This is a genomic window from Enterobacter sp. BIDMC 26 (assembly GCF_000534435.1).
In the GTDB taxonomy this organism is placed as follows: Bacteria; Pseudomonadota; Gammaproteobacteria; order Enterobacterales; family Enterobacteriaceae; genus Enterobacter; species Enterobacter ludwigii.
The window spans coordinates 3378564-3404349 of sequence record NZ_KI973182.1; the positions used below are offsets into that span (position 1 = coordinate 3378564).

Below are 25786 nucleotides of genomic sequence, written 5' to 3' on the forward strand. Positions count from 1 at the left end.
GCTGTTCCTTCCTGCTACAGTTTATTACGCTTCGTCGCCGAACCAGCAAATATTACGTGCGGCCATGATGAGTTCGCCGGCTTTCTCGTCGGTTAAACCTTCGATATCGGCCAGGTCATCAACGCCTTGCTCAGCGAGATCTTCCAGCGTACAAACACCACGGGCAGCCAGCTTGAACGCAATCGCACGATCAAGACCTTCCAGATTCAGCAGGTCATCAGCCGGCTTCTTATCGCCAAGGCTTTCTTCCTGAGCCAGTGCCAGGGTGGTCAGTGCGTTTTTAGCGCGTTCACGCAGGGCTTCAACGGTGGCTTCATCAAGACCGTCGATTTCCAGCAGCTCTTTCATTGGCACATAGGCCAGTTCTTCAAGGGTAGAGAAACCTTCTTCAACCAGAACAGTGGCGAAATCTTCGTCAATATCCAGGTATTTCGTGAAGGTATCGATCGCCGCATGGGCTTCAGCCTGATGCTTAGCCTGCAGGTCATCAACGGTCATTACGTTGAGTTCCCAGCCGCTCAGCTGTGACGCCAGGCGTACGTTCTGACCGTTACGGCCGATTGCCTGCGCCAGGTTGCCCGCTTCAACAGCGATATCCATGGTGTGTTTGTCTTCGTCAACAACGATAGACGCCACATCCGCCGGAGCCATTGCGTTAATCACGAATTGCGCCGGGTTGTCGTCCCACAGGACGATATCGATACGCTCGCCGCCCAGTTCGGTAGAAACCGCCTGAACACGCGCACCGCGCATACCTACGCAAGCACCGACCGGGTCGATACGCTTGTCGTTGGTTTTCACTGCAATTTTCGCGCGTGAACCCGGATCGCGGGCAGCCGCTTTAATCTCGATAACTTCTTCGCCGATTTCCGGTACTTCGATACGGAACAGTTCAATCAGCATCTCTGGCTTGGAACGGGTCACAAACAGCTGTGCACCACGCGCTTCAGGGCGTACGGCATACAGAACGCCACGAATACGGTCACCCGGGCGGAAGTTTTCACGCGGCAGCATGTCTTCACGCAGGATAACGGCTTCAGCGTTACCTGGCAGCCCTTCAGATTTGATTTCCAGAGAAATGTTGTCGCGGTTTACTTTCTTCACCACGCCGGTAATGATCTCACCTTCCTGATCGCGGAACTGATCGACAACCAGCGCACGCTCAGCTTCACGGACTTTCTGGACGATAACCTGTTTTGCGGTTTGCGTGGTGATACGGTCGAAGGTGACAGATTCAATCTGATCTTCAACATAGTCACCCACGTTCAGGCTTTCGTCTTCAAAACGCGCCGCTTCCAGGGTGATCTCTTTCGTCGGCTGGGTCACTTCTTCAACGATTACCCAACGACGGAATGTATCGAAGTCACCGCTTTTACGATCGATTTCTACGCGAACATCGATCTCTTGTTCGTATTTTTTCTTGGTTGCTGTAGCCAGTGCACTTTCCAGCGCTTCGAAAATCTTCTCACGCGGCAGTGATTTCTCGTTGGAGACGGCTTCAACAACAGCCAAAATTTCTTTGTTCATCGCGGGCTTTTCACCTCAATCCAGACTGTTAAAAGTGGGGAACCAGGTTCGCCTTCTGGATATTACTCAGCGCGAACACTTCATCTTTGCCTTCGACTGTAACCGTGATCATTTCACCATCAACGGCTTTGATAATTCCCTGCCATTTACGGCGGTTCTGTACGGCCATACGCAGAACGAGAGCCACTTCTTCACCGGTAAAGCGCACATAGTGCTCGGCCGTGAACATCGGGCGATCGAGGCCGGGTGAGGAAACTTCCAGGTTGTACGCAACGGTAATCGGGTCTTCAACATCAAGAACCGCACTCACCTGGTGGCTAACATCAGCACAATCATCAACATTGATGCCATCTTCACTATCAATATAGATGCGCAGCGTCGATGTACGGCCGCGAACGAATTCGATGCCGACCAGTTCGTAGCCCAGTGCTTCGACCGGTGCAGTAATCATCTCTGTTAATTTTTGCTCTAATGTGGACAAGCCCACCCCCAAGACATAAAAAAAGGGCGTAAAGCCCAGTTATTCTGTAGTCAGATAACAAAAAACCCCGATAAATCGGGGCTTTAGATAACTGAACCCTATAGCCGCAACTGCGGCCTGGAGCACTCTCCGAAAGAATTTTTTCAAATCCAGCTACGAAGGCTCTAAGTCTTCACAGTATATTTGAAAAAGAACTTTATGGGAAAGTGGTTGCGGGGGCCGGATTTGAACCGACGACCTTCGGGTTATGAGCCCGACGAGCTACCAGGCTGCTCCACCCCGCGCCTGAAACGTGGCAAATTCTACGCGTTTTGGAGAGAATTTGCAAATAATGCTGGGATTTGGTACCGAAGACGGGACGTAAAATCGGCGTTTAGTATATTGATAGTGAACCCCACCTGTCAAGCCAGTTTCCGCCAGGTCAAACAAAGGGAAAATTTTACAAAAAACGCACGAGTCTCTTCCGGTCATCGACAAAAGATGATTAAATGAATACTCACTTATTTTGCATAAACATGCATCGAGAGCGAAAGCGGTCTCTTAATCAGTCAATCAAGCAGGGTTTTATTTTATGACGACGATTCTCAAGCATCTTCCGGTAGGACAACGTATTGGCATCGCTTTTTCAGGCGGCCTGGATACCAGCGCTGCACTGCTGTGGATGCGCCAGAAGGGAGCGGTTCCGTATGCATATACTGCGAACCTGGGTCAGCCGGATGAGGACGATTATGATGCAATCCCTCGTCGCGCTAAAGAGTATGGCGCAGAGAACGCGCGCCTGATTGACTGCCGTAAGCAACTGGTCGCTGAAGGTATTGCTGCTATTCAGTGTGGTGCTTTCCATAATACTACCGGCGGCCTGACCTATTTCAATACCACCCCGCTGGGCCGTGCAGTGACCGGTACCATGCTGGTTGCCGCCATGAAAGAAGATGGCGTAAACATCTGGGGTGATGGCAGTACGTATAAAGGAAACGATATCGAACGTTTCTATCGTTATGGCCTGCTGACCAACGCCGAGTTGCAGATTTATAAACCGTGGCTCGATACCGACTTTATCGACGAGCTGGGCGGTCGTCATGAAATGTCCGAGTTTATGATCGCCTGTGGCTTTGACTATAAGATGTCCGTTGAGAAAGCCTACTCTACCGATTCCAATATGCTGGGTGCGACGCACGAAGCGAAAGACCTGGAATTCCTGAACTCCAGCGTGAAGATCGTTAACCCGATCATGGGTGTGAAGTTCTGGGACGAAAACGTCAAAATCCAGGCGGAAGAAGTTACCGTGCGTTTCGAGCGCGGCCATCCGGTTGCCCTGAACGGCAAGACCTTCTCTGACGATGTGGAACTGATGCTGGAAGCTAACCGTATCGGTGGCCGTCACGGTCTGGGCATGAGCGACCAAATTGAAAACCGTATTATTGAAGCAAAAAGCCGTGGCATCTATGAAGCCCCTGGGATGGCGCTGCTGCACATCGCTTATGAACGTCTCCTGACCGGTATTCACAACGAAGACACCATCGAGCAGTATCACTCTCATGGTCGTCAGCTCGGTAAACTGCTGTACCAGGGCCGTTGGTTCGACCCACAGGCCCTGATGCTGCGTGATGCACTGCAACGTTGGGTGGCAAGCGCGATCACCGGCGAAGTGACGCTGGAGCTGCGTCGCGGGAATGACTACTCGATTCTGAACACCGTGTCCGACAACCTGACTTATAAAGCAGAGCGTCTGACCATGGAGAAAGGTGAATCCGTGTTCTCTCCGGACGATCGTATTGGCCAGCTGACCATGCGTAACCTGGACATCACCGATACCCGTGAGAAGCTGTTCAACTACGTTGAGAATGGCCTGCTCTCCGCAAGCGCCGGTAATGGCCTGCCGCAGGTTGAAAACCTGGAGCACAGCGTTAAGAAGTAAGGCTTACGCAGAAATGCAAAAGGCGCCCACTGGGCGCCTTTTTTACGACCGCTACAGAACCGGTCCCGCTGGCACGAACGTACCCGCCGACGAAAACGCCCCTTCTACAGACGAAATCTACAGACGAAAAAAAAGACGTCTTTCGACGTCTTTCTTCTGGAATATTGGTACCGAGGATGGGACTCGAACCCACAAGCCCGTTAGGGCACTACCACCTCAAGGTAGCGTGTCTACCAATTCCACCACCTCGGTACTGAATACTTAGTGCGGGATATCGCTGGTCGGCTTAGCCGGTGCAGCTGGCTGAGTCTGCTCAGTTTTCGCTGGCGCGCTCAGATTTTCCCACTCGCTTCCTTTGCTGGTCTTGTTGCTGTTGATATTGCCAAGCGCCAGACTGATGATGAAGAACAGCGTAGCCAGAATCGCCGTTGTGCGGGTCATGAAGTTCGCAGAACCACTTGAACCGAACAGCGTACCGGAAGCGCCTGCTCCGAAGGAGGCTCCCATATCAGCGCCTTTACCTTGCTGCAGCATGATCAGCGCTACGAGAGCGATGGCTACAATAAGGAAAATAACTAAAAGAGCTTCGTACATAATCAACCTGTTCCTTGCGGATTTGCCGCATACCAATGCTTCGACCAATTAGCAGGATTTTTGTTTCCCACTGAAGCGGGTGTGAATACTAACCAAAGCGAATGTGCTTCGCAAGGGCAATTTTGACGCATTGTATCAACTGCGGAAAAAAACAGCAAAAAGCCATCAATTGCTCAAAACAAAGGCGGCAAGCGCCGCCTTTTTAATCACTTAACGTGAAAAACTATGCAGCTTTTACGGCATCCGCAATACGGTGTGCAAATTCATTCACCTGCGCCTCGTCTTCGCCTTCCACCATTACGCGGATCAGCGGTTCGGTTCCAGACTTACGCAGCAGAACACGCCCACGGTTGCCCAGCGCGGCTTCAACGTCAGCCATCACCGCTTTCACATTTTCATTTTCCAGCGGATCGCCTTTACCGGCGGTGAAACGCACATTCACCAGGATCTGCGGGAACATTTTCATGCCGCTGCAGAGATCGTGCAGGCTCATATGGTTGCGCGCCATGGCGGCAACAACCTGCAGCGCAGCGACGATACCGTCTCCGGTGGTGGTTTTATCCAGCAGGATCACGTGGCCTGAGTTTTCAGCCCCGATACGCCAGCCTTTTTCCTGCAGTTTTTCCAGCACATAGCGGTCGCCCACTTTTGCACGGACAAACGGAATACCCAGCTGTTTCAGCGCCAGCTCCAGACCCATGTTGCTCATCAGCGTGCCTACTGCACCGCCGCGCAGCTGGCCCTGACGCAGACCTTCACGCGCAATGATATAGAGGATCTGGTCGCCGTCGACCTTATTACCTTCGTGATCGACCATGATCACGCGATCGCCGTCGCCATCCAGTGCGATGCCCAGATCGGCTTTTTCCGCCAGAACGCGCGCCTGCAGAGCACGAACGTCAGTCGCACCCACCTGTTCGTTAATATTCAGGCCATCAGGCTCACAGCCGATGGTAATCACGTTCGCACCCAGTTCGCGGAAAACATTCGGCGCAATGTGATAGGTTGCACCGTTGGCGCAGTCCACCACAATTTTAAGATGGGCCAGGCTCAGTTCGTTCGGGAAAGTACCTTTACAGAATTCGATGTAACGACCCGCAGCATCGACAATGCGGTTCGCTTTACCCAGCTCGGCGGAGTCGACACAGGTGATCTCTTTTTCCATCTCCGCTTCGATCGCCTCTTCCACTTCATCCGGCAGCTTAGTGCCGTCGATGGAGAAGAATTTAATGCCGTTGTCATAAAACGGGTTATGCGAGGCCGAAATCACAATCCCTGCTTCAGCACGGAAAGTACGCGTCAGGTATGCCACAGCAGGCGTTGGCATTGGGCCAGTGAAGGAAGCGGAAAGCCCCGCGGCAGCCAGACCGGCCTCCAGCGCTGACTCCAGCATATACCCGGAGATACGGGTATCTTTACCAATGATGATTTTACGGGAGCCATGACGCGCAAGGACTTTACCCGCTGCCCAGCCCAGTTTCAGTACAAAATCAGGGGTGATTGGCGCATCACCCACGCGCCCACGAATACCATCGGTACCAAAATATTTACGATTACTCATAGCGTTTGTTTTCCTTCGCTGCCAGTGTAGCTTCCACTACACGCATGGCTTCTACTGTTTCTTTAACGTCATGGACACGAATAATGTGCGCGCCCTGCATCGCCGCAATTACAGCGCAGGCCAGGCTTCCGCTCAGACGTTCGCTCGGTCCTACATTCAGTAACTGACCAATCATCGACTTTCTCGACATACCAACCAGCAATGGCAGGTCGAAATGATGGAATTCCGATAAGCGCGCAAGCAGCTCATAATTGTGAGAGAGATTTTTACCGAAACCGAACCCCGGGTCGAGCAGCAATTTCTCTTTTGCGATACCCGCACGTTCACAACGTGCAATATGCTCAATAAAGAAGCGATTTACGTCGGCATAAACATCGTCATACTTTGGCGCTTCCTGCATGGTTTTCGGCTGTCCTTGCATGTGCATCAGGCAAACCGGTAGCCCGGTCTCCGCGGCCGCCTCCAGTGCGCCAGGCTCCGTCAGCGAGCGAATATCATTGATGATGTGAGCACCCACTCTCGCGACTTCACGGATCACTTCAGGTTTAGACGTATCGACGGAGATCCACACCTCGAACCGCTGTGCGATAGCTTCAACCACAGGCACCACGCGCGCCAGTTCTTCTTCCACCGAAACGTCTGCCGCCCCAGGGCGCGTCGATTCCCCGCCTACGTCAATGATGGTGGCGCCCGCGTTAATCATCAAATTTGCGTGCTTCACAGCCTCGATAAGCGTGTTATGCGTGCCGCCGTCAGAGAAGGAGTCAGGCGTGACATTCAGGATACCCATCACATGCGGATGTGAGAGATCGAGATGCGAGTCCTGGGCGAATAGTTTCATGGTCAAATCCCTGGTATCAATATGGTTTTACAGAAAAGAAAAACCCCGGAGCAAGCTCCAGGGTTTGAGGTGCAAACATAGACTTCAACAGCAGTGACTTACTTGTCGCCCAACTGTTCTGACATGGTGTTGCCCGGGTTCGGCGTACGCGGTTCATCGACCGGACGCGGCGCACGCGGTGTGCCATTGTTGTCAGAATTGTTGGAAGCGCCTGGGTCTTCCCAACCCGCTGGCGGACGCACTTCGCGGCGAGCCATCAAGTCGTCAATCTGCGGAGCATCGATGGTCTCATATTTCATGAGCGCATCTTTCATCGAATGCAGAATGTCCAGGTTATCGTTCAGGATCTGACGGGCGCGATTGTAGTTACGCTCGATCAGCAGCTTCACTTCCTGGTCAATGATACGTGCGGTTTCATCGGACATGTGTTTCGCTTTCGCCACGGAGCGGCCCAGGAACACTTCACCTTCTTCTTCCGCATACAGCAGGGGACCCAGCTTCTCGGAGAAGCCCCATTGGGTCACCATGTTACGTGCCAGGTTGGTCGCGACTTTAATGTCGTTGGACGCACCGGTCGAAACATGTTCCGCGCCGTAAATAATCTCTTCTGCCAGACGACCGCCGTAAAGGGTTGAAATCTGACTTTCCAGCTTCTGACGACTGGCGCTGATGGCATCGCCTTCCGGCAGGAAGAACGTCACACCCAGCGCACGACCGCGCGGAATAATCGTCACTTTATGCACCGGATCGTGTTCCGGCACCAGGCGACCGATAATCGCGTGACCGGCTTCGTGGTAAGCCGTGGACTCTTTCTGCGCTTCCGTCATCACCATGGAGCGACGTTCCGCACCCATCATGATTTTGTCTTTCGCTTTCTCGAACTCCACCATCGACACAACGCGTTTGTTACCGCGAGCAGCAAACAGTGCAGCTTCGTTGACCAGGTTTGCCAGGTCAGCACCGGAGAAGCCCGGCGTACCACGCGCGATGATCGCCGCGTCGACATCCGGTGCCAGCGGTACGCGACGCATGTGAACTTTCAGAATCTGTTCACGACCGCGTACATCCGGCAGACCAACCACAACCTGACGGTCGAAACGGCCTGGACGCAGCAACGCAGGGTCAAGAACGTCCGGACGGTTAGTCGCCGCGATAACGATAATACCTTCGTTACCTTCGAAGCCATCCATCTCAACCAGCATCTGGTTAAGCGTCTGTTCACGTTCATCGTGACCACCGCCCAGGCCTGCGCCACGCTGGCGGCCTACGGCGTCGATTTCATCGATGAAGATAATGCACGGTGCTGCCTTCTTGGCCTGCTCGAACATGTCACGCACACGAGATGCACCAACACCCACGAACATTTCAACGAAGTCAGAACCTGAAATAGTAAAGAACGGCACCTTCGCTTCACCCGCGATGGCTTTCGCCAGCAGGGTTTTACCGGTACCCGGAGGCCCCACCATCAGAACGCCTTTCGGGATCTTACCGCCCAGTTTCTGGAAACGGCTCGGCTCGCGCAGGTATTCAACCAGTTCGCCCACTTCTTCTTTTGCTTCGTCGCAACCTGCAACGTCAGCAAACGTGGTCTTGATCTGATCTTCCGTTAGCATACGCGCCTTGCTCTTACCGAACGACATGGCACCTTTGCCACCGCCGCCCTGCATCTGGCGCATAAAGAAGATCCAGACGCCAATAAGAAGCAGCATCGGGAACCAGGAGATGAAGATAGAAGCCAGCAGGCTTGGTTCTTCTGGCGGCTCGCCTACCACCTTGACGTTTTTGGTCAGAAGGTTATCAAGCAGCTTAGGATCGTTCACCGGGATGTAAGTCGTGTAACGGTTACTATCTTTCTTGGTAACGTTGATCTCACGTCCGTTGATACGCGCTTCGCGAACCTGGTCCTGATTGACCTCCTGCAGGAAGGTAGAATAATCCACCTTGCGGCCATTCGACTCGCTGGGCCCAAAGCTCTGGAATACTGACATCAGCACAACGGCAATGACCAGCCAGAGTATTAGGTTTTTCGCCATGTCACTCAAGGGATTAACCTCATATTACAACTGTGTTAAAAACAGCGTCAGGATACTCTATATCCCGTGTCATTCAAACTTTCGTCTGAAAGACGCGGGTTATCATTTTCGCCCGGTCGCTACAATATACACTTCTCGGGAACGGGCCCGGGAAGAGTCCGGCTTACGAACTTTAACCTTCGCAAACAGGGAGCGAATTTCCTTAAGATACTCCTCGAAACCTTCGCCCTGAAACACCTTCACAACAAAACTACCACCAGGCGCTAGTACATCACGACACATTTCTAACGCTAGCTCCACCAAATACATGGCGCGGGGGATATCCACCGCCGGTGTTCCACACATATTTGGTGCCATATCTGACATGACAACCTGGACCTTACTATCACCTACACGCTCAAGTAGCGCTTTCAGCACTAATTCATCACGAAAGTCGCCCTGAAGGAAGTCGACACCGACGATGGGATCCATTGGTAAAAGGTCGCATGCGATGATTCGGCCCGTTCCGCCGATCTGCGTAACCGCATACTGGGACCATCCGCCAGGTGCTGCACCGAGATCGACAACCGTCATTCCCGGCTTAAAAAGTTTGTCACTTTGCTGTATTTCATCAAGTTTAAACCAGGCACGGGAACGCAACCCCTTTTTCTGTGCCTGTTGAACATATTTATCGCTAAAGTGTTCCTGAAGCCAGCGGCTGGAGCTGGCAGAACGCTTTTTACCTGTCATTTAACATTTCCGTCCTGGTTCATCGTTACTTGCCTGTGACGTAAATTTCTACGCAGCTATTTGGCGATATAAGGGAGATGGCGGTAGAATGAACCGTTTTCAATCCCAACGTAAGCAAAAATATACGATGAATCTGAGTACTAAACAAAAACAGCACCTTAAAGGTCTGGCACATCCGCTCAAGCCTGTAGTCATGCTTGGCAACAATGGTTTGACCGAAGGGGTGCTTGCCGAGATTGAACAAGCGCTGGAACACCACGAGCTGATCAAGGTGAAAATCGCCTCTGAAGACCGAGACACTAAAAACCTGATCGTGGAAGCCATCGTGCGTGAAACGGGTGCCTGTAATGTACAGGTCATCGGTAAAACGCTGGTGCTCTATCGCCCATCTAAAGAGCGTAAAATCTCGCTGCCACGCTAAGGATATCCTGAATCGAACACATTTTCTGTGTAAAACGAGGGATTTCTGTCAGCAGGTGAGCAAAATGCCACGCTCCTTGAGTTGATAAAAGGCCGCTATGCGGCCTTTTTCTTTTCTTTACAATGTATCAACATCTTAGTCGAGATGCGAATTACAGGTATTCAACCTTAATAATTTCGTATTCCACTTCACCACCCGGGGTGCGGATAGTGACAACATCATCCTGCTCTTTGCCAATCAGGCCGCGAGCAATCGGGGAGTTCACCGAAATCAGATTCTGTTTAAAGTCCGCTTCATCATCACCCACGATGCGATAAGTCTGCTCTTCGTCATTGTCCAGGTTCAGCACGGTAACGGTTGAACCAAAAATGACGCGGCCATTGTTAGGCATTTTGGTGATATCGATAACCTGCGCATTGGACAGTTTTGCTTCGATATCTTTAATACGCCCTTCACAGAAGCCCTGCTGCTCACGCGCCGCGTGGTATTCAGCATTCTCTTTCAGGTCGCCATGCTCACGCGCATCCGCGATAGCGGCGATGATTTCAGGGCGACGAACGGATTTCAGAAAATCCAGCTCTTCGCGCAGTTTTTCGGCACCACGTAAGGTCATCGGAATAGCTTGCATTTGTTATACCTCTTAAACATTCCTGTTGGGAGCAGTGTTCCCTGCCCCGGCCCCCATGAGCGGGCCAGAAGCAAAAAGAAAACCGACCCGGGAGCGAAGCCCCAGGTCAGCAACAATTTTCAATTTGATACGCATTTTACCGCGAAGTTCACTATGGGTCATCGTTTACTTTGCAGTGCTATGCACCGTAGTATGACGGTTTGTTTTCGGGTTGTTAGCGCGAGATTATGCGATTTTCCAGATTTATCATCGGATTGACTACCAGTATAGCGTTCAGCGTTCAGGCCGCGAATGTTGATGAGTACATTAATCAGCTCCCCGCAGGTGCCAACCTTGCCTTGATGGTGCAGAAGGTCGGGGCGCAGTCGCCAGAGATTGACTATCACAGTCAACAGATGGCGCTGCCTGCCAGTACCCAGAAGGTGATCACCGCACTCGCCGCCCTGCTTCAGCTTGGACCTGACTTCCGTTTTACCACCACGCTCGAGACCAAAGGCAACATCGAGGGTGGCGAACTGAAAGGCGATCTTATCGCTCGTTTCGGGGGAGATCCTACGTTTAAACGCCAGGATATCCGCAACATGGTCGCGTCGCTGAAAAAATCTGGCGTGCAGAAGATTGATGGCAACGTGTTAATCGACACCTCTATTTTTGCCAGCCACGATAAAGCGCCAGGATGGCCGTGGAATGACATGACGCAGTGCTTTAGCGCTCCGCCAGCCGCCGCGATTGTGGATCGTAACTGCTTCTCCATTTCACTTTACAGCGCGCCAAAACCGGATGACTTAGCGTTTATTCGCGTGGCGTCTTACTACCCGGTGACGATGTTTAGCCAGGTTCGTACCCTCGCAAAAGGCTCCCCGGATGCGCAGTATTGCGAGCTGGACGTGGTGCCAGGCGATCTTAACCGCTTCACGCTGACCGGGTGCCTGACACAGCGCGCCGACCCATTGCCGCTGGCCTTTGCGATACAGGATGGCGCAAGCTATACGGGTGCCATTCTCAAGGATGAACTGAAGCAGGCGGGAATAACCTATTCCGGTACCCTGCTGCGCCAGACGCAGGTTAATCAACCCGGTACGGTCATCGCCAGCAAACAATCTGCGCCGCTGCACGATTTGCTACGGATTATGCTGAAAAAGTCTGACAACATGATTGCTGACACGGTGTTCCGCATGATTGGTCACGCGCGTTTCGGCGTGCCAGGAACCTGGCGTGCGGGTTCCGACGCCGTACGTCAGATCCTGCGCCAACAGGCGGGGATCGATCTTGGCAACACCATTGCCGTCGATGGCTCCGGGTTATCGCGGCATAATTTGATCTCCCCGGCAACGATGATGCAAGTACTTCAGTACATTGCACAACATGACACTGAGCTAAACTTTATTTCGATGCTGCCACTTGCCGGGCATGACGGTTCGCTTCAGTACCGTGCCGGCCTTCATGCGGCCGGGGTGGATGGAAAAGTTTCAGCCAAGACAGGTTCACTGCAGGGGGTTTATAACCTTGCAGGCTTCATCACTACCGCCAGCGGGCAACGCATGGCATTCGTGCAGTATCTTTCCGGCTATGCCGTCGAACCGACCGACCAGCGTAATCGTCGTATTCCACTGGTTCGCTTCGAAAGCAGGCTTTATAAGGACATCTACCAGAATAACTAGCGATGAAACTACTCATAGTTGAAGACGATCTGTTATTGCAGGAAGGGCTGGCTCTGGCGCTGGCCAATGAAGGATATGCCCTCGACTGCGCCGCCACGGCGGCTGAGGCGGATGCCCTGATCCAGAGCGGCGAATACAGTCTGGTGATCCTCGATTTAGGCTTACCGGATAAAGACGGCGCTACGCAGCTAAGCCAGTGGCGCCGCCGGGGTATCGCCAATCCAGTATTGATCCTGACGGCACGTGATGCCATTGAAGATCGTATCAACGGCCTCGATTCTGGCGCTGATGATTACCTGGTGAAACCGTTTGCCCTTGCGGAGCTTCAGGCGCGGGTACGGGCGTTGATTCGTCGTTATCAGGGACACAGCGATAACTTACTGACCGACGGCGATATTACGCTGAATCTGCAAACCCAGCAGGTGCTGTGCCAGTCCCTGCCGGTTGAAGTAACCCCTAAAGAGTTCGCGCTGCTGACGCGCCTGATTATGCGCAGCGGACAAACGGTACACCGCGAAACCCTGCAGCAGGATATTTACTCCTGGCAGGACGATCCGGGCTCAAATACCCTCGAAGTGCATATTCACAATCTGCGTCGCAAACTGGGTAAAGACCGGATTAAAACTGTCCGTGGCGTAGGCTATCGTCTGGAGAGCCAGAAATGAACAGCATGCGTCGGCGATTAATGGTTCTGCTGGCGGTCATTCTGTTATTTTTCCAGCTGATAAGCGTGATCTGGCTCTGGCATGAAAGCCGTGAACAGATTGGTTTTCTGGTCAACGAAACGCTCTCGGCGAAATCGCGCAATAATCATGTCGAGAAAGAGATCCGTGAAGCGATTGCCTCGCTGCTGGTTCCCTCTCTGGTGATGGTCGGTTTTACGCTGTGCTTCTCATTCTGGGCGGTCACCTGGATAACCCGGCCGCTGAATCAACTGCGCGTCAGCCTGGCGAACCGCTCGGCGGATAACTTAACCCCACTCCCTGTCTATTCCGACATGGAAGAAATTGGTGCCGTCACAACCTCGCTCAACCAGCTCCTCGCCCGTTTGGATCACACCATTCAACAGGAACGTCTCTTCACCGCGGACGCCGCTCACGAGCTGCGAACGCCGCTTGCGGGGATCAGACTGCATCTGGAACTGATGGCGCAGTCCGGCTCTCCACAGGCCACGACGTTAATTACCCGTATCGATCAGCTGATGCACACGGTTGAGCAACTGCTGATGTTGTCCCGTGCCGGACAGGCGATGGCGAGCGGTCACTATGAAACCGTCAACTGGACAGACGATATCATCATGCCGCTCGGTCTTGGGCATGAAGCCAAAGAGCATACGGTGATATGGCCGGACAAAAGTCCGCTCACGGTGCAGGGTGATGCGGTACTTCTGCGTTTGATGCTGCGCAATCTGCTTGAGAACGCCGGGCGCTACAGTCCGTCAGGCACAACGATTCGCGTGACTCTGGCCGACGTTGACGGGGGGACACAGGTCAGCGTTATCGATCAGGGGCCGGGGATAGATGAAGCGCACCGCCAGTTGATTACTGAACCGTTCCGTCGTCTTGACCAGCGCTACGGTGGCAGCGGCCTGGGGCTGAGCATTGTGCAACGTATCGTGCAGCTCCACCACGGCAAGCTGACGCTGGAGAATGGTGCTGAGGGCGGCTTAATCGCCAGCTGCTGGTTGCCGTCCAGCCTGCAATAAAAAAGCCCCCTTCCGGGGGCTTTAAACTGCGATTAGTGCTTGTAGATGAACTCGACACCTTCTTCGTCGTCTTCATCCCAGTCGTCGTCCCAGTCTTCTTCCTCTTCCACTTCCAGCTCTTCGAGCTGTTGGCGGTGGTAGTCATCCCACATGAATTCGACTTTTTCTGGCTGTTTCGCTTCTTCAGCCTGAACAACCGGGTTCTCGATGATAAAGGTCATCACATCCCAGCACAGATCTTTCACGCCAACCTGGCTTGCCGCGGAGATCAGGTAGTATTTATCTTCCCAGCCCATCGCTTCAGCAATGGCTTTCGCTTTCGCTTCCGCTTCGGCTTTATCCATCAGATCGATCTTGTTAAAGACCAGCCAGCGTGGCTTGTTCGCCAGTTTTTCGCTGTATTTTTCCAGCTCGCCGATAATGATGCGGGCATTTTCTACCGGATCGGAACCGTCGATTGGATCGATATCGATGAGATGCAGCAGTACGCGGCAGCGCTCAAGGTGTTTCAGGAAGCGGATACCCAGACCGGCACCTTCTGCAGCACCTTCAATCAGACCCGGGATATCAGCAACCACAAAGCTCTTCTCGTTATCCATACGGACAACGCCCAGGCTTGGTACCAGCGTGGTAAACGGATAATCCGCCACTTTTGGCTTGGCTGCAGAGACCGCGCGAATAAACGTCGATTTACCGGCGTTTGGCATACCCAGCATCCCGACATCGGCCAGAAGCATCAGCTCCAGCTGCAGATCGCGCTTGTCACCCGGCGTACCCATCGTTTTCTGACGCGGGGTACGGTTTACGGACGATTTGAAACGGCTGTTACCCAGACCGTGCCAGCCGCCTTTCGCCACCATCAGACGCTGACCGTGTTTGGTCATATCGCCCATGGTTTCGCCCGTCCCCTGGTCAATCACACGCGTACCGACCGGAACCTTAATGGTCACGTCTTTACCGCGTTTGCCCGTACAGTCACGGCTTTGACCGTTCTGACCACGCTCAGCGCGGAAGGATTTTTCGAAACGGTAGTCGATCAGCGTGTTGAGGTTCTCATCCGCCTCCAGCCACACGTCACCGCCGTCCCCACCGTCACCGCCGTCAGGACCGCCACGTGGAATATATTTCTCACGGCGGAAGCTCACGCAACCATTGCCGCCATCACCTGCCACGACCAGGATTGTCGCTTCATCAACAAACTTCATTTTACTCTCCGTAACTCATTCGCCTGAGCGGGGGACTACTACGACCGCTTCATTTTTGCGCCAACGCCCCCAAAGACGATGACCAATGGCGGAATACATCGCGCCCGCAACCACGACAAACGCACCGAGATAGCCCAACATGTTGAGCATCGGTCTGACGAAGACATCGGGCCAGGCCATTGATAACAAATCTGAAAATAACAGCGTAAACAGCGGGGTAAGCGTAATGAGTGCGCTCACCTGTGCTGCCTGCCAGCGCGCCATCGCTTCGGCCAGCGCGCCATAACCGACCAGCGTGTTCAGCCCACAAAAAATGAGGCACGCCAGTTGCCAGTCGCTAAGCTGGGTAATCACACCCGGTTTTGCTAACGGCAATAATGCTATTGTACACAAAGTGTACAGCAAAAAGAGGATCTGCTGTGAGGCCAAACGACGCAATAACACCTTTTGCGCGACGCCATAACTCACCCAAACCGTTGCTGCTCCCACTCCGAAGATCACACCCCAGGTGTAATCCGTCAGTCGGGTAAAAATCTCTATCAGACTGGTGTTGAAGAACATCACCAGACCACAGAGCAACATGCTCGCCCCGATAATTTGCGTGCCACGCATCTTCTCCTTGAGGATAAAGACGCTGGCGACCATCATGCCGACCGGTGAAAGCTGACCAATCACCTGCGACGCCGTGGGGCTAAGATACTGCAGGGAAGAACTGAACAGTATGAAGTTACCGAACAAGCCACCCGTCGCGATAGCCAGCAACACCAGCCAGCGCGGTTTACGGAAGATACGCAACGGCGGAAGCTTACCTTTGATCGCGAGGATGGCCCCAAGGCCGATACTTGCCATCAGAAAGCGATAAAACACCACCGTTGGCGGCTCCATCACTTCCAGTACCTGCTTCATTGCAATTGGCAGCGCACCCCAGCACATTGCGGTCGTGAGCGCCAAAAGAATACCAATGCCGGCCTGCTGCTTCATGCCCGTTTTCCCTACAGAAAAAATTACCGGGTTTCCAATGTAAAAAGCCCCGCAACAGGTTGCGGGGCTTTAATCCGTTACCGGACCGAGAAAACCTTACTCAGCAACGATGCTGATGTATTTACGGTTGTTCGGGCCTTTAACTTCAAATTTCACTTTACCGTCTGCTTTAGCAAACAGAGTGTGGTCACGACCGCAACCTACGTTGTTGCCAGCGTGGAATTTGGTGCCACGTTGACGAACAATGATGCTACCCGCCAGAACGGATTCGCCACCGAAACGCTTAACGCCCAGGCGTTTAGCTTCTGAATCGCGACCGTTACGTGTGGAGCCGCCAGCCTTTTTATGTGCCATTTAAATCTCTCCTCAGGTCTTAGGCGCTGATGCCAGTAATTTTCACATCAGTGAACCACTGACGGTGGCCCTGCTGCTTACGGTAGTGTTTACGACGACGAAACTTAACGATTTTAACTTTCTCGCCACGACCGTGAGCAACAACTTCAGCTTTGATAACGCCGCCATCAACGAAAGGAACGCCGATTTTGACTTCTTCACCGTTTGCGATCATCAGAACTTCTGCGAACTCAACAGATTCGCCAGTTGCGATGTCCAGCTTTTCCAGGCGAACGGTCTGACCTTCGCTTACTCGGTGTTGTTTACCACCACTTTGGAAAACCGCGTACATATAAACTCCGCTTCCGCGCACATCCTCGTATGAATCAGAGTGCGCTATAAATATTCACAATAGGGCGCGAATATTACGCAAAACGCGAGCCTTTGACAAGTGCTACCATCAATACATGAAGAAAAAAAACACAACGCGTAAGGTAACGTTTATCTGAGCCGTTTTTTCAGTACAATCAGCACTACTATTGATAAACCTAACCCTTCGTTACCCCATTGAAGATGGGATAAACAGGATAAAAAGCCCGGCTTTTGCGATGAATTTAGAAAAAATCAACGAGTTAACCGCGCAAGATATGGCGGGTGTGAATGCAGCAATCCTGGAGCAACTCAATTCTGACGTTCAGCTGATCAATCAGTTGGGCTATTACATCGTCAGCGGCGGCGGTAAACGCATTCGCCCAATGATTGCCATCCTGGCTGCCCGAGCCGTCGGCTATCAGGGAAATGCTCACGTCACGATCGCGGCACTGATCGAATTTATTCACACTGCGACGCTTCTTCATGATGATGTTGTGGATGAATCAGACATGCGCCGGGGTAAAGCCACCGCCAACGCCGCCTTTGGCAATGCTGCCAGCGTCCTGGTGGGGGATTTTATCTATACCCGTGCCTTCCAGATGATGACCAGCCTGGGTTCGCTGAAAGTGCTGGAGGTCATGTCTGAAGCCGTTAACGTGATTGCTGAGGGCGAAGTGCTTCAGCTGATGAACGTCAACGACCCTGACATCACCGAAGAAAACTACATGCGCGTGATTTACAGCAAAACTGCGCGCCTGTTTGAAGCGGCTGCACAGTGTTCCGGCATTCTGGCTGGTTGTAGCGAAGCCCAGGAAAAAGGGCTGCAGGACTATGGCCGTTATCTGGGTACCGCATTCCAGCTGATTGATGATTTGCTGGATTACAGTGCAGACGGCGAAACGCTCGGCAAAAACGTGGGTGATGACCTGAACGAAGGCAAACCGACGCTGCCGCTACTCCATGCGATGCGCAACGGTTCAGCCGACCAGGCGAAAATGATCCGTGAAGCGATCGAGCAGGGAAATGGTCGTCATCTTCTGGAACCCGTGCTGGAAACAATGGCCATTTGCGGATCGCTGGACTGGACACGTCAACGTGCCGAAGAAGAGGCGGATAAAGCCATCGCCGCACTTCAGGTCATCCCGGATAGCCCATGGCGCGATGCGCTCATTGGCCTTGCCCATATCGCCGTTCAGCGCGACCGTTAATCCTGCTCTCCCCTCCCCGCGGCCCTCGCGGGGAGATTCCAGTACACACCTGTATATTCCTCTTTCACGTAAACGCACCGGTTTACAGACCGCATGAATAAAGCCATGCCTTATTCTGAATATCCCTACCAGTAACGCGAACTTTTTAGAACAAGAAATTGAAATGGGTATAGTAAGGCCAGTCGTTTCAGACGAAATGGCGTAAGTGAATCCGAACTTAAGGACAGCGTTATGGACACGAAATTTATCGACTGGCACACAGCAGATATCATTGCGGCACTGCGCAAAAAAGGCACATCACTGGCTGCGGAATCTCGCCGCCATGGCCTGAGTTCTTCAACCCTGGCAAATGCCCTGACGCGCCCCTGGCCGAAGGGAGAGTTGATCATTGCGACGGCGCTGGATACGCATCCGTGGGTGATCTGGCCTTCGCGTTACCACGATCCCATTACCCATGAATTTATCGACAGATCGCGCATGATCCGCCAGAGGAAAGTGAAGAAAGACCCGCAGGAATAGCGGTTTTTTTGACAGGAACAGCAACCCCCCGGTCATTTCTGGCAGGGGGCTGCCGGAACGATTACTCGCCCTTCACACGCTCGATATTCGCACCCAACGCGCGCAGTTTATCTTCGATACGTTCATAGCCACGATCGATGTGATAAATACGATCAACGACCGTCGTCCCTTCCGCAATACAACCCGCCAGCACCAGGCTTGCAGATGCACGCAGATCGGTTGCCATCACCTGAGCACCAGACAGTTTCTCAACGCCGTGGCAAATCACGGTATTACTCTCGATCTCAGCATGTGCGCCCATACGGATCAGTTCCGGTACGTGCATAAAGCGATTTTCAAAGATGGTCTCGGTAATGAACCCCGTCCCTTCCGCCACCAGGTTTAACAGGGTGAACTGCGCCTGCATATCGGTCGGGAAAGCAGGATGCGGAGCTGTACGCACGTTTACCGCTTTTGGACGGTTGCCGTGCATGTCCAGGCTGATCCAGTCTTCACCGATTTCGATATCAGCGCCTGCGTCACGCAGTTTCGCCAGCACCGCATCCAGGGTATCTGGCTGCGCGTTGCGGCAGGTAATTTTCCCGCCTGAAATCGCGGCAGCAACCAGGAACGTCCCGGTTTCGATACGGTCTGGCAGGACGCGGTACACGCCGCCGCCCAGACGCTCAACGCCTTCGATGGTGATACGGTCGGTGCCCTGGCCGGTGATCTTCGCACCCAGCGCCACGAGGAAGTTCGCGGTATCCACAATCTCCGGTTCACGCGCGGCGTTTTCGATGATGGTAGTACCTTCTGCCAGCGTTGCCGCAGACATGATGGTGACGGTGGCACCAACGCTCACTTTGTCCATGACAATGTGCGCACCTTTCAGGCGGCCATTCACAGACGCTTTAACATAACCTTCTTCGAGTTTGATCTCGGCGCCCAGTTTCTCCAGGCCAAAGATGTGCAGATCAACCGGACGTGCGCCGATTGCGCAGCCACCCGGCAGGGAAACCTGACCCTGACCAAAACGTGCCACCAGCGGGCCAAGCGCCCAGATGGATGCACGCATGGTTTTCACCAGATCGTAAGGTGCAGAGAAGTTGTTTACGTTGCTGGCGTCGATCCAGACGGAACCGTTACGCTCAACTTTGGTGCCCAGCTGGCTGAGCAACTTCATGGTGGTGTCGATATCTTTCAGCTTCGGTACGTTCTGAATTTCTACCGGCTCTTCCGCGAGCAGCGCAGCAAAGAGGATGGGCAGCGCGGCATTTTTTGCGCCAGAAATTGTGACTTCGCCCTGGAGACGCGTTGGCCCCTGTACACGAAATTTATCCATTGTGTGCTCTCTTATAAATTCAACCGTGCTGCGGGCGTGTCGCCCACAACTCAAAAACCGTTTAGTTTGCGATCGCGTGCCCACTCTTGAGGGGTGAACGCTTTAATCGACAGGGCGTGGATGCGGTTATCCGCAATGTATTCCATCAGCGGCGCGTACACAGCCTGCTGTTTCTTCACACGGCTCATACCGTCGAACATCTCACCCACAGCAATAACCTGGAAGTGACTGCCATCGCCAGTGACGTGGGCTTCCTGAAGGGAGAGTGCATTCATCAGCACTGTCTGGATTTCATGATTTTCCATGGGTTCTTAATCATCTGATAGTGAAAACAAGCCCAACATCTTAGAGCAAAGTGGCGTCGTCTTAAACAAGCAAAAAGCCCCGACGATGAATCTGTCAGGGCTTTCAGAAGTAACGCACTGAAAATATTAACGAGGCAGTACGTCCTGAGGGAGATTATAGAGCTGGGCCAGGGTGACCACATTATCGCTCGCCGCGTGCAGCGTAACGCTTGTCCCCTGCTTTTTCCCCACGGCAACAAGATGGGCCAGCAGCGCGACGCCTGCCGTGTCCACCCGTGAAATGCCGCTCAGATCGATAACCGTCACGCCCTGCATTGCTTCAAAACGTTTGTCCCAGAGCGGGTTCAGCAGATCCTGGTCGAGTTCACCCGTCAGCTTCAACGTCTCACCCTCACGCGACCAGCTCAGTTGATCCGACATTACTTCTTCTCGTCCAGAGAGATTTTCTGACGCGAGATAGACTGCAGCTGTGCGGTCAGGCCATCAATGCCTTTGGTGCGCAGCAGGTCACTCCACTCGTTCTGTTTAGTGGTGATCATGCTCACCCCTTCCGCAATCATGTCATAGGCCTGCCAGTGACCGGTCTGGCTGTTTTTACGCCACTGGAAGTCCAGGCGTACTGGCGGACGGCCGTTAGGATCGATAATCGTGACGCGGATAGGAATGATAGTCGCGTCGCCCAGCGGCTGCTCTGGCGCAATCTGATAGGTCTGACCGTGATACATCGCCAGTGCCTGACCGTAAGCCTGTTTCAGGTATTCACGGAACGCGGCAAAATAGGCGTCGCGCTGCGCCGGGGTCGCGTCTTTGTAATAACGGCCCAGAACCAGCGCACCCGCATATTTGATCTGCACGTACGGCAGCAGCTCTTGATCAACCACGTCGCGCAGATAATCAGGATTGGAACGAATTTTCGGCTGTTCGTTTTTAAGCCGGTCGAAGGTCTTCTTCGCAGCCTCATCCATCAGTTTGTACGGGTTACTCTGATCCGCAGCATGCGCCGCGGTGAGAGGGGCAATGACCAGCATGGCAACCATTAACAGTCGTTTAAACATGAATGACTTCTCCTGAAATTAATTCGTCGTGCCTGGTGTCGGTGCGACACTGGCAGGATCTTCGCTCTGCGCAGGGGCAGCGTCGGACTTCTTATCATCTCCTTTACTGTTATAAAGGAACTGACCAATCATATCCTCCAGTACCATCGCGGACTTCGTATCCTGGATTACGCTACCGTCTTTAAGGATAGTCGTTCCCAGCTCCGGGTCTTCAAAACCGACGTTAAGCGCCAGATATTGCTCACCCAGGAGGCCGGACGTGCGGATAGAAAGCGAGCTGGTGTCCGGGATATGGTTATAACGCTCTTCAATATCCATCGACACGCGCGGCAGATAGGTTTTCTCATCAAGCGTAATGTCAGAGACGCGCCCGATGACCACCCCGCCTATACGTACCGGCGAGCGCGCCTTCAGCCCGCCGATGTTATCAAAGGTCGCATAAATGCGATAAGTCGGCTCGGTGCGCACAGACGTGATATCCGCCGCTCTCAGGCAGATAAACAGCGCGGCCAGCAACGCCAGTAACAGGAACACGCCGACCCAAATTTCATTTTTTCTCGTTTGCATGAACTCAATTCCCAAACATCAGTGCGGTGAGCACAAAATCCAGACCCAGAACGGCCAGCGACGAATGTACGACAGTACGTGTAGTTGCACGGCTGATGCCCGCCGAGGTCGGGATCGCATCATAGCCATTGAACAAGGCGATCCAGGTGACCGTAATGGCAAATACCACGCTTTTAATCAGACAGTTAACCAGATCCATTCGCAGATCGATGGCATCCTGCATGGCCGACCAGAAGAAGCCTGCATCGATGCCCTTCCAGTGAACGCCAACCAGCGAGCCGCCCCAGATACCCACGGCGACAAAGAGAATTGTCAGGAGCGGTAAGGAAATCACCCCCGCCCAGAAGCGTGGCGAGATCACGCGACGCAGCGGGTCGACCGCCATCATCTCCATGCTGGAAAGCTGCTCGGTCGCACGCATCAGGCCAATTTCAGCGGTCAAAGCCGACCCTGCACGCCCGGCGAACAACAGCGCCGCCACCACCGGCCCCAGTTCACGCAGCAGCGACAGCGCCACCAGCATGCCGAGGCTGGTTTCGGCGCTGTAGGTCGTCAGAACGAGGTAGCCCTGCAGCCCCAGCACCATGCCGATAAACAGACCGGAGACAATTATGATGAGCATCGACAGCACGCCGACATTATAGAGCTGCCGCACCAGTAGCGGTGCATGCTTACGAAATTCCGGCTTGCCGACCAGCGCGTTGAACAACATCAATCCGGCGCGCCCGAACGTCCTGATGGTTTTTATGCCACGGTGTCCAAGAGCGGCCAATGCATTTAACAGCATCAGTGGCTTAACTCCCTATTCCCAGTAAATCGTCACGATAGTCGCCCGCCGGGTAGCGGAACGGCACAGGCCCATCCGCAATGCCGTCGAGGAACTGCCGTACACGCGGATCGCAGTTTTCCTGCAACGCCTGAGCGCTGCCATGCGCGACGATCCTTTTGTCTGCCACAATGTAGGCATAGTCGGCGATGCTCAACACTTCCGGTACATCGTGAGAAACCACTATGCAGGTTACGCCGAGCGCGCTGTTCAGTTCAGAGATGAGCTTCACCAGCACGCCCATCGTGATAGGGTCCTGCCCGACGAACGGTTCGTCGAACATGATTAAATCGGGTTCTAAGGCGATGGCGCGTGCCAGCGCAGCGCGGCGTGCCATACCGCCGGACAGCTCTGAGGGCATCAGTTTTGCAGCCCCTCGCAGCCCCACGGCTTCAAGCTTCATCAGCACCGTACTTTTCAGCAGCTCTGGCGGCAGACTGGTGTGTTCGCGCAGCGGATAAGCCACGTTATCAAAGACGTTCATGTCCGTGAACAACGCTCCCGACTGGAAAAGCATACTCATGCGTTTACGAACAGTATACAGGCGCGATCGTGACATCTCGGGGATGTTTTCGCCGTCAAAGAGGATTTCACCGCTATCGGGTGGGATCTGGCCACCAATAAGGCGCAGCAGGGTCGTTTTACCGATCCCGGACGGCCCCATGATGGCAGTGATCTTGCCACGCGGTACGGTCAACGAAATATCATCGAATATCAATCTGTTGGCGCGAGAAAAACTCACACCCCGGACATCAACTAAATTCGCCATAGTGTGGCTCATTTATGGTTCCTTTCTTACCCTGCTCACGTTAAGCATGCAGACTGAATCAGCCCTAAACTCAGCATTTTTACAGAATATTAGCCGTTGAGGTTAGCGAAAGCTGGCATTTGTTTTACTTTTCCGGCGCATAAAGTCAAAATTAGGAATTCGTTACGCCTCAGACTGTATGCAGTCCTGCCATTCCATTCCTGCGCGATGGACCGACGAGTATACCTGAAGAAAGGACTTTTGATGCTTTTAGCAACAGCACTGTTAATAATTGGTTTACTTTTGGTGGTCTACAGTGCTGACCGTTTGGTATTTGCTGCATCTATCCTGTGCCGCCTGACTGGCGTACCGCCTGTCGTCATCGGGATGACCGTGGTCAGTGTCGGCACCTCGCTTCCTGAAATCATCGTCTCTGTCACGGCATCACTGCACGGTCAGTTAGACCTTGCCGTCGGCACCGCGATTGGTTCCAACATCGTCAATATCTTACTGATCCTTGGCCTGGCGGCCCTGCTCCATCCATTTCGCGTGCATTCTGATGTTCTGCGCCGTGAATTGCCGCTAATGTTAATCGTAAGCCTGCTGGCAGGGTGCGTATTTTATGATGGCGTACTGAGCTACGGTGACGGCATTTTCTTGCTGGCGCTGGCCGTTATCTGGCTGCTGTATAGTGTTAAAATCGCCCGTTTGGCAGAAAAACAGGGCCAGGATAGCCTGACGCGAGAGCAGGTCGCCGAACTCCCGCGTGAAGGCACGCTGCCTGTGGCGCTGCTGTGGCTCGGCGTCGCGCTGATCATCATGCCGATGGCCACGCGCATGGTCGTCGATAACGCCACGGTGCTGGCGAACTATTTCGCCATGAGTGAGCTCACCATTGGCCTGACGGTCATTGCCATTGGCACCAGTCTGCCGGAACTTGCCACCGCTATCGCAGGGGCACGTAAAGGTGAAGATGACATTGCCATAGGCAATATTATCGGTTCAAACATTTTTAATATCGCCATCGTGATGGGCCTGCCGGCCCTGATAACGCCCGGGCCTTTTAACCCCCTGGCATTCTCACGCGATTACGGGGTGATGTTGCTGGTCAGCGTCATTTTTGCCCTGCTCTGCTGGCGGCGGCAACGACAGATCGGAAAAGGCGCAGGGGCGCTGCTGACGGGTGGATTTATCGTATGGATGGCGATGCTGTACTGGCTTTCGCCTCTTCTCTCTGGGTAAACGGAAACGCATTATGTCGCAAATAGAATTGCAGCCGGGTTTTGACTTTCAGAAAGCAGGCAAAGAGGTTCTGGAGATTGAACGTGAAGGTCTGGCGCAGTTAGATCAGTACATTAATCAGGATTTTAGTCTGGCATGTGAGAAGATGTTCTACTGTGCCGGTAAAGTCGTGGTGATGGGCATGGGCAAGTCCGGTCACATTGGGCGCAAAATGGCGGCAACGTTTGCCAGCACCGGAACCTCTTCCTTCTTTGTACACCCGGGGGAAGCCGCGCACGGCGATCTGGGCATGGTAACGCCGCAGGATATCGTCATCGCGCTGTCGAACTCCGGTGAGTCTAATGAGATCCTGGCGCTGATCCCCGTGCTGAAGCGGCTGCGGGTTCCGCTTATTTGCATGACCAGCCGCCCGGAAAGTAGCATGGCGCGCGCGGCGGATATTCACCTGTGCGTGAAAGTGCCTAAAGAAGCCTGCCCGCTGGGTCTTGCTCCAACGTCCAGCACGACCGCTGCGCTGGTCATGGGCGATGCGCTTGCCGTTGCGTTGCTGGAAGCCCGCGGTTTTACCCCGGAAGATTTCGCGCTTTCCCACCCAGGTGGCGCGCTCGGGCGTAAGCTTCTGCTTCGGGTTAACGATATTATGCACACTGGCGATGAGATCCCTCACGTCAGTAAAGAGGCCTCCCTGCGCGATGCGCTGCTGGAGATCACCCGCAAGAATCTGGGTATGACGGTTGTGTGCGACGACCTGATGAAGATCCAGGGGATCTTCACCGATGGCGACCTGCGCCGCGTGTTCGACAAGGGTGTTGATGTTCGCACGTTGGGCATCGCTGATGTGATGACGTCCGGCGGTATCCGTGTTCGTCCGGGCACGCTGGCGGTGGATGTGCTGAACCTGATGCAGTCCCGTCATATCACCTCAGTGATGGTTGCCGATGGCGACCAGTTGCTGGGTGTGGTACATATGCATGATCTGCTGCGCGCAGGCGTAGTGTAATGAAG

General features: G+C 53.6%; 28 protein-coding genes and 2 tRNA genes. 9 read left to right on the forward strand and 21 right to left on the reverse strand.

Annotated elements, in window-relative coordinates; genetic code table 11:
- Positions 1-24: 24 nt before the first annotated feature.
- From nusA to L462_RS07495, 3 genes are all read right to left on the reverse strand, one after another.
- Entirely contained in the window at positions 25-1527 is a 1503-nt protein-coding gene (gene nusA, locus L462_RS07505) for a transcription termination factor NusA (RefSeq protein WP_014171785.1), read from the reverse strand.
- A gap of 28 nt (positions 1528-1555) precedes the next feature.
- The gene (gene rimP / locus L462_RS07500) at positions 1556-2008 is read right to left on the reverse strand and encodes a ribosome maturation factor RimP (protein ID WP_014833432.1); all 453 of its coding nucleotides are present in this window, start codon (positions 2006-2008) and stop codon (positions 1556-1558) included.
- A 207-nt stretch (positions 2009-2215) separates the two neighbouring features.
- Positions 2216-2292, reverse strand: a tRNA-Met gene (locus L462_RS07495).
- A gap of 287 nt (positions 2293-2579) precedes the next feature.
- Here L462_RS07495 and argG point away from each other — a divergent pair.
- Positions 2580-3926: an argininosuccinate synthase gene (argG, locus tag L462_RS07490; RefSeq protein ID WP_020883538.1), complete on the forward strand. Its 1347-nt coding sequence runs from the start codon at positions 2580-2582 to the stop codon at positions 3924-3926.
- 165 nt (positions 3927-4091) lie between these two features.
- Here argG and L462_RS07485 read toward each other — a convergent pair.
- From L462_RS07485 to rlmE, 6 genes are all read right to left on the reverse strand, one after another.
- Positions 4092-4178: transfer RNA gene (locus L462_RS07485), tRNA-Leu, on the reverse strand.
- Positions 4179-4187: 9 nt separating this feature from the next.
- Positions 4188-4520, reverse strand: a complete 333-nt coding sequence (gene secG, locus L462_RS07480) for a preprotein translocase subunit SecG (protein ID WP_020883537.1) — start codon at positions 4518-4520, stop codon at positions 4188-4190.
- A gap of 223 nt (positions 4521-4743) precedes the next feature.
- Positions 4744-6081, reverse strand: a complete 1338-nt coding sequence (gene glmM / locus L462_RS07475) for a phosphoglucosamine mutase (RefSeq protein WP_014171789.1) — start codon at positions 6079-6081, stop codon at positions 4744-4746.
- Positions 6074-6922 (reverse strand): dihydropteroate synthase, encoded by an 849-nt coding sequence (gene folP / locus L462_RS07470; RefSeq protein ID WP_020883535.1) that lies wholly within the window; start codon positions 6920-6922, stop codon positions 6074-6076. The genes glmM and folP overlap by 8 nt, the downstream gene beginning before the upstream one ends.
- Positions 6923-7020: 98 nt before the next feature.
- A complete protein-coding gene (ftsH, locus tag L462_RS07465) occupies positions 7021-8955 on the reverse strand; it encodes an ATP-dependent zinc metalloprotease FtsH (RefSeq protein ID WP_025202925.1) in 1935 nt (644 codons plus the stop codon).
- Between the two features lie 102 nt (positions 8956-9057).
- Entirely contained in the window at positions 9058-9684 is a 627-nt protein-coding gene (gene rlmE, locus L462_RS07460; protein ID WP_014171792.1) for a 23S rRNA (uridine(2552)-2'-O)-methyltransferase RlmE, read from the reverse strand.
- A gap of 127 nt (positions 9685-9811) precedes the next feature.
- Here rlmE and yhbY point away from each other — a divergent pair, with 127 nt between their 5' ends.
- Positions 9812-10105 (forward strand): ribosome assembly RNA-binding protein YhbY, encoded by a 294-nt coding sequence (yhbY, locus tag L462_RS07455; RefSeq protein WP_003861814.1) that lies wholly within the window; start codon positions 9812-9814, stop codon positions 10103-10105.
- A gap of 151 nt (positions 10106-10256) precedes the next feature.
- On the opposite strand, the gene greA is transcribed toward yhbY, so the two are convergent.
- Positions 10257-10733: a transcription elongation factor GreA gene (greA, locus tag L462_RS07450; RefSeq protein WP_014171793.1), complete on the reverse strand. Its 477-nt coding sequence runs from the start codon at positions 10731-10733 to the stop codon at positions 10257-10259.
- A gap of 227 nt (positions 10734-10960) precedes the next feature.
- Between greA and dacB the strand changes: the two genes are divergently transcribed.
- Genes dacB through pmrB form a run of 3 tightly spaced genes read left to right on the forward strand, consistent with a single transcriptional unit; the run spans position 10961 to position 14099 of the window.
- Positions 10961-12394, forward strand: a complete 1434-nt coding sequence (gene dacB / locus L462_RS07445; RefSeq protein ID WP_032679047.1) for a serine-type D-Ala-D-Ala carboxypeptidase — start codon at positions 10961-10963, stop codon at positions 12392-12394.
- A 2-nt stretch (positions 12395-12396) separates the two neighbouring features.
- Positions 12397-13059 carry a two-component system response regulator PmrA gene (gene pmrA / locus L462_RS07440; RefSeq protein WP_014171795.1) on the forward strand — a complete coding sequence of 221 codons (663 nt, stop codon included), beginning with the start codon at positions 12397-12399 and terminating at the stop codon, positions 13057-13059.
- Positions 13056-14099, forward strand: a complete 1044-nt coding sequence (pmrB, locus tag L462_RS07435) for a two-component system sensor histidine kinase PmrB (RefSeq protein WP_020883533.1) — start codon at positions 13056-13058, stop codon at positions 14097-14099. The genes pmrA and pmrB overlap by 4 nt, the downstream gene beginning before the upstream one ends.
- A gap of 32 nt (positions 14100-14131) precedes the next feature.
- Here the strand turns inward: pmrB and cgtA are convergent, their stop codons facing one another.
- From cgtA to rplU, 4 genes are all read right to left on the reverse strand, one after another.
- Entirely contained in the window at positions 14132-15304 is a 1173-nt protein-coding gene (cgtA, locus tag L462_RS07430) for an Obg family GTPase CgtA (protein WP_014171797.1), read from the reverse strand.
- Between the two features lie 15 nt (positions 15305-15319).
- Complete coding sequence (locus L462_RS07425) at positions 15320-16285, reverse strand: DMT family transporter (RefSeq protein ID WP_014171799.1); 966 nt, start codon at positions 16283-16285, stop codon at positions 15320-15322.
- A gap of 96 nt (positions 16286-16381) precedes the next feature.
- Positions 16382-16639, reverse strand: coding sequence for a 50S ribosomal protein L27 (gene rpmA / locus L462_RS07420; protein ID WP_004385076.1), 258 nt, complete (start codon positions 16637-16639; stop codon positions 16382-16384).
- Positions 16640-16658: 19 nt separating this feature from the next.
- Positions 16659-16970 carry a 50S ribosomal protein L21 gene (gene rplU, locus L462_RS07415; RefSeq protein ID WP_003025032.1) on the reverse strand — a complete coding sequence of 104 codons (312 nt, stop codon included), beginning with the start codon at positions 16968-16970 and terminating at the stop codon, positions 16659-16661.
- Between the two features lie 256 nt (positions 16971-17226).
- On the opposite strand from rplU, the gene ispB reads away from it, so the two are divergent.
- Complete coding sequence (ispB, locus tag L462_RS07410) at positions 17227-18198, forward strand: octaprenyl diphosphate synthase (RefSeq protein WP_020883532.1); 972 nt, start codon at positions 17227-17229, stop codon at positions 18196-18198.
- Between the two features lie 231 nt (positions 18199-18429).
- Complete coding sequence (gene sfsB / locus L462_RS07405; protein WP_014171802.1) at positions 18430-18717, forward strand: DNA-binding transcriptional regulator SfsB; 288 nt, start codon at positions 18430-18432, stop codon at positions 18715-18717.
- A 61-nt stretch (positions 18718-18778) separates the two neighbouring features.
- Here the strand turns inward: sfsB and murA are convergent, their stop codons facing one another.
- The 7 genes from murA to mlaF all read right to left on the reverse strand — a co-directional run bounded on the left by murA (position 18779) and on the right by mlaF (position 23572).
- Positions 18779-20038, reverse strand: a complete 1260-nt coding sequence (murA, locus tag L462_RS07400) for a UDP-N-acetylglucosamine 1-carboxyvinyltransferase (RefSeq protein WP_020883531.1) — start codon at positions 20036-20038, stop codon at positions 18779-18781.
- A 50-nt stretch (positions 20039-20088) separates the two neighbouring features.
- Positions 20089-20343, reverse strand: coding sequence for a BolA family iron metabolism protein IbaG (gene ibaG, locus L462_RS07395; RefSeq protein WP_008501458.1), 255 nt, complete (start codon positions 20341-20343; stop codon positions 20089-20091).
- Positions 20344-20469: 126 nt separating this feature from the next.
- Positions 20470-20763, reverse strand: coding sequence for a lipid asymmetry maintenance protein MlaB (gene mlaB, locus L462_RS07390; protein ID WP_014171806.1), 294 nt, complete (start codon positions 20761-20763; stop codon positions 20470-20472).
- Positions 20763-21398: a phospholipid-binding protein MlaC gene (mlaC, locus tag L462_RS07385; protein WP_014171807.1), complete on the reverse strand. Its 636-nt coding sequence runs from the start codon at positions 21396-21398 to the stop codon at positions 20763-20765. Before mlaC ends, mlaB begins: the two co-directional genes overlap by 1 nt.
- 18 nt (positions 21399-21416) lie before the next feature.
- Positions 21417-21965, reverse strand: a complete 549-nt coding sequence (gene mlaD / locus L462_RS07380; RefSeq protein WP_025202923.1) for an outer membrane lipid asymmetry maintenance protein MlaD — start codon at positions 21963-21965, stop codon at positions 21417-21419.
- 4 nt (positions 21966-21969) lie between these two features.
- The gene (mlaE, locus tag L462_RS07375; RefSeq protein ID WP_010436044.1) at positions 21970-22752 is read right to left on the reverse strand and encodes a lipid asymmetry maintenance ABC transporter permease subunit MlaE; all 783 of its coding nucleotides are present in this window, start codon (positions 22750-22752) and stop codon (positions 21970-21972) included.
- Positions 22753-22759: 7 nt separating this feature from the next.
- Positions 22760-23572, reverse strand: a complete 813-nt coding sequence (gene mlaF / locus L462_RS07370) for a phospholipid ABC transporter ATP-binding protein MlaF (protein WP_032679048.1) — start codon at positions 23570-23572, stop codon at positions 22760-22762.
- Between the two features lie 231 nt (positions 23573-23803).
- Here mlaF and L462_RS07365 point away from each other — a divergent pair, with 231 nt between their 5' ends.
- Together L462_RS07365 and kdsD are read left to right on the forward strand one after the other, a co-directional pair.
- Positions 23804-24781, forward strand: coding sequence for a calcium/sodium antiporter (locus L462_RS07365; protein WP_020883528.1), 978 nt, complete (start codon positions 23804-23806; stop codon positions 24779-24781).
- A gap of 13 nt (positions 24782-24794) precedes the next feature.
- Entirely contained in the window at positions 24795-25781 is a 987-nt protein-coding gene (gene kdsD, locus L462_RS07360; protein ID WP_032679050.1) for an arabinose-5-phosphate isomerase KdsD, read from the forward strand.
- The last annotated feature ends 5 nt before the right edge of the window (positions 25782-25786 follow it).